We start from the raw sequence: 4,128 nt of genomic DNA on the forward strand, positions 1-4,128 counted from the left end.
AAGGGCATCATGGACATCGCCGGCGAGAAGCGCCGGCTGGTGTTCCAGGCCGTGCACATGATCCTGGAGGGCGACTTCCAGGCCGAGTGGCGCGACAGCGAGCGGCGCTACTCGCGCATGGTGCTGATCGGCCGCAACCTCGACGAGGCCGCCCTGCGCGCAGGGTTCGAGAGCACGGTGGCGTAGAGGAAATAGATCCTTCCCCTCCGGCCCGCGGCCACCTCCCCGAAGGGGAAGGATCTCGCCCCTACCCCACGATCCACCCGGCCGTCAGCGACGCCTTCGACACCCCCACGAGGGTGATCGTATCTCCATTGCCGAGATCGACGACGGTGTCGGCGCCGACCTGGGCGACCGTGTACCGGGCGCCGCCGTCGATCTGGATGCGGTCGCCCTGCGCCAGGTTGAAGTCGCTCACCCGGTCCTGGCCGCCGCCGGCGGCGAAGTGGAAGGTGTCGGCCCCGGCGCCGCCGGTCAGGGCGTCATTGCCGAGGTCGCCGAAGAGGTGGTTGTTCCCGGCCCCGCCGGTCAGCACGTCGGCCCCCTGGCCGCCGCGCAGCGTGTCGTCGCCAGCCCCGCCGGCCACCGTGTCGTTCCCCAGGTTGCCGTTGAGGATGTTGGCCCCGGCGTGGGCCGTGATCTGGTCGTTCCCCTGGCCGCCGAGCAGCCAGTCATCGCCGCCCGCCCCGCCGTCGATGCGGTCGTCGCCCTGGTTGCCGTTGATGTTGTCGAAGCCGGCCCCGCCCTGCAGGGTGTCGGCGCCGTCGCCGCCGCGCAGGGTGTTGACGCCGGCCCCGCCGTCCAGGCTGTCGTTGCCGGCCCAGCCGTGCAGGGAATCCGAACCAGGGCCGCCGGTGATCGTCGCCGGGCCCGTGTGGGCGAAGCTGAACGGGGTGTCGTAGCCGCTTAGGCGCTGCATGTAGTCGAGGACGGTCTCGCCGCCGCCGTCCTGCGTTCCCGTGCCGCCGCTGCCCAGGAATACCTTCAGCGCCGGCCACCCCACCAGATGCGTGCCGGCGAGCAGCGCCGACGGCGTGATGGTGAAGCCGTTCAGCGTCTGGCCCTCGTACTTGATGAGGTCGACCGTTCCGAGGTCGGCGTAGACCTTCTGGAACCAGGCGGTCGCCGCGGCGTCCTGCGCCGCCGGCGAGGCCAGGAAGCTCGCCTTGTCCGTCACCCCGTAGCTGGCCGCGGTCGCCGTCCACGTCCCGCTGAAATCGCGCGCGGCGGTGGAATCGCCGTTGTAGAAGCCCGCCGAAACGAGGGTCTCCTCGGCGAACTGGTAGTAGCCCAGATAGCCGGCCTGGCTGACGAAGCCGTAGTTGTCGCCGGACTCGAGGTTCCCCAGCGCCACGAAGAAATCGGCGTAGCTGCCTGCGCTCATCGCTGATGCTCACTGCTGCGGCTTGACCAATGGCAGAGAGAGCCGCCTGCGCGGGCGGGAATGGGGCCGCGGTGCGCGGCGCGACGTCGCAGGCGGTCGGGATCCCAGCGTTTCGCGGGGAAGACCGGAAGGGGAAGGCGGGTCAGCCCTGCCCTAATCCCCCCAGAGGTCCTGGATGTCGCCCTTGCGGTTCAGCATGCGCACGGCCCGCTTGACGATCGCCAGCAGCCGCTCGCGGCGGGCGTCGACGTCGTAGGTCATCGAGCCGCGCGCCAGCCCCTCCAGCATGAAGCGGCCGAGGTCGCGGCTGGCCTGGAAGCGCGGGTCGGCGCCGGCCTGGACGAGCGCGCCGAAACGGTCGCCGCCGACCTGGGCGTGGTCGAAGGCGGTCTGGGCGTTAGCCAGCCGCTCGCGCAGCATGGGATCGGTCCGGGCCGCCGCCTCCAGCTCGGCGAAGGCGATGAACGGCGTCTCGTGCAGCAGCGCCCAGTAGGTGTCGATGGCGTGCTCGGCCGCGTCGACGCCCGGCCCGGCCGGCGCCGAGCCGGCGCGCTCCAGCAGCTTGGCGCGCTGCAGCTCGATATGGGCGACGGCCGCCTCGACGAGCTCCTCGCGGGTGGCGAAATGATAAAGCATCGCGCCGCGCGTCAGCTTGGCGGCCTCGGCGATCACCGCATTGGTCGCGGCATGATAGCCCACCTGCGCAAAGAGGTTCATCGCCGCGTCGAGTATCCGCGCGCGCGTACGAAGCGACTTCGGCGTCGCTTTCGCCGGATTTGTTCTGGCGTCCATCGGGACCAAGTTATCGTAAACCGGGGAGGGTCTATTGCCGCACCTCTAGCGAACAACTCCAGATCGCACCAGCGCCGAGGCGAACTTCATCAAACCGACATGCAATCAGCCTAGGCGCTGATCCGATACGAGGCGCCTGGAGAGCCGAAGTTGACCGAGCCGCCGACCCGCCGCTACCGGACCGTATTCATCTCCGACGTTCACCTCGGAACGCGAGGCTGCCAGGCGGAGCTGCTGCTCGACTTCATCCGCCACCTCGAATGCGACGCCCTCTATCTCGTCGGCGACATCATCGACGGCTGGAAGTTGAAGAGCGGCTGGTTCTGGCCGCAGGCGCACAACGACGTGGTGCAGAAGATCCTGCGTATGGCGCGCAAGGGCGTGGCGGTCACCTACATCCCCGGCAACCACGACGATCGCGTGCGCGATTTCTGCGGCGCCCACTTCGGCGGCGTGGTGGTGGCGCGCGACGCGATCCACGAGACCGCCGACGGCCGCCGCTTCCTGGTGACGCACGGCGACGAGTTCGACGGGGTGGTGCAGCACGCCAAGTGGCTGGCCTTCCTCGGCGACTGGGCCTACCGCACGGTGCTGGCGGCCAACACCCTGGTGAACCGGCTGGGCCGGCGGATGGGGCTGAACTACTGGAGCCTGTCGGCCTATCTGAAGACCCGGGTGAAGAACGCCCTGCAGTTCATCGAGAACTTCGAGGGCGCGGTCGCCGAGGAGGCGCGCCGGCGCGGCGTCGACGGGGTGATCTGCGGCCACATCCACAAGGCCGAGATGCGCGACATCGACGGCATCGCCTACGTCAACGACGGCGACTGGGTCGAGAGCTGCACCGCCGTGGTCGAGCATCCCGACGGGCGGCTGGAGATCGTCGAATGGGCCAAGCTCAGGTCCTGGTCGGCGATCAGCCGCGCGGGGCGGACGCCGAACGCCCTGCCGGAGCCGGTGGCCGCCTGACCGGTTCGATTTGACACCGGACGAGAATTGCTGACAGTGCCGCTGCCATGAAGCCTCCTTCGGCCTCGCATCCGAACGCGCGCGACCGCCAGCGCGAGGAGACCCGCGAGCAGATCCTGCGCGCCGTCGCCCGCCAGCTCGAAGCCGGCGAGATGGAAGACCTGAGCTTCGCCGAGGTGGCCAAGGAGGCCAAGGTCGGCGAGCGCACGGTCTACCGCCACTTCCCGACCAAGGAAGCCCTGCTGGGCGCCTTCTGGTCGTGGATGCAGACTCAGGCCCAGGCCCAGGCCCAGGCTCTGGCGCTGGCCCCGGTCGAGCGGCCCCGGCCCTCGCCGGTCATGCCGCGCATCCGCGAGACCATCAAGGCGACGCGCGACGCCCACCGGCCGATGCGCATCCTGCTGGCCACCGACGCCTGGGAGCCGCAGGTCAACGGCGTCGTGCGCACCCTGACGCGCACGGTCGCCGAATGCCGCACCATGGGCCACGAGGTCGAGGTCATATCCCCCGACCAGTTCAAGACCTTCCCCTTGCCCACCTATCCCGAGATCAAGCTGGCGGTCGGCGCCTACGAGCCGTTGCAAGAGCGCTTCCGCATCTTCGAGCCCGAAGCCATCCATATCGCCACTGAAGGGCCGATCGGCTTTGCGGCGCGGCGCATCTGCGTCGATTGGAAACTGCCTTTCACCACCAGCTACCACACCAAGTTCCCCGAGTACGTCGCCGCGCGCCTGCCGGTTCCGGTCCAGGCCGGCTACGCCTACATGCGCTGGTTCCACAAGCCGTCGGGTAGGTTGATGGTGGCCACGCCGACCATGCGCGACGAGCTTGGCAAGCACGGCTTCCGCAATATCTCGCCCTGGTCCAGGGGCGTCGACACCGAGGCCTTCCATCCCTCTCGGGCCAGCGATCCGAGCGTCTACGCCGGGCTCGAGCGGCCGATCTGGCTGAATGTCGGGCGGGTGGCGGTGGAGAAGAACATCGAG

At 69.3% G+C, this 4,128-nt stretch carries 5 protein-coding genes; 3 read left to right on the forward strand and 2 right to left on the reverse strand.

The features are described 5' to 3' along the window. A partial coding sequence (locus tag VJS38_RS16275; protein ID WP_324089200.1) for a GTP-binding protein occupies window positions 1–186 on the forward strand: 186 nt, incomplete at its 5' end. Window positions 187–247: 61 nt separating this feature from the next. Here VJS38_RS16275 and VJS38_RS16280 read toward each other — a convergent pair. Then, the gene (locus tag VJS38_RS16280) at window positions 248–1,384 is read right to left on the reverse strand and encodes a calcium-binding protein (RefSeq protein ID WP_324089201.1); all 1,137 of its coding nucleotides are present in this window, start codon (window positions 1,382–1,384) and stop codon (window positions 248–250) included. Window positions 1,385–1,537: 153 nt separating this feature from the next. Then, window positions 1,538–2,176, reverse strand: a complete 639-nt coding sequence (locus VJS38_RS16285) for a TetR/AcrR family transcriptional regulator (protein WP_324089202.1) — start codon at window positions 2,174–2,176, stop codon at window positions 1,538–1,540. Between the two features lie 150 nt (window positions 2,177–2,326). Here VJS38_RS16285 and VJS38_RS16290 point away from each other — a divergent pair, with 150 nt between their 5' ends. Together VJS38_RS16290 and VJS38_RS16295 are read left to right on the forward strand one after the other, a co-directional pair. After that, on the forward strand, window positions 2,327–3,142 hold the full coding sequence (locus VJS38_RS16290) for a UDP-2,3-diacylglucosamine diphosphatase (protein ID WP_324089203.1): 816 nt from the start codon (window positions 2,327–2,329) through the stop codon (window positions 3,140–3,142). 47 nt (window positions 3,143–3,189) lie between these two features. Beyond that, window positions 3,190–4,128: glycosyltransferase (locus VJS38_RS16295; RefSeq protein WP_324089204.1), on the forward strand; the 939-nt coding region annotated here is incomplete at its 3' end.

This window comes from Phenylobacterium sp., assembly GCF_035276905.1.
GTDB lineage: Bacteria > Pseudomonadota > Alphaproteobacteria > Caulobacterales > Caulobacteraceae > Phenylobacterium.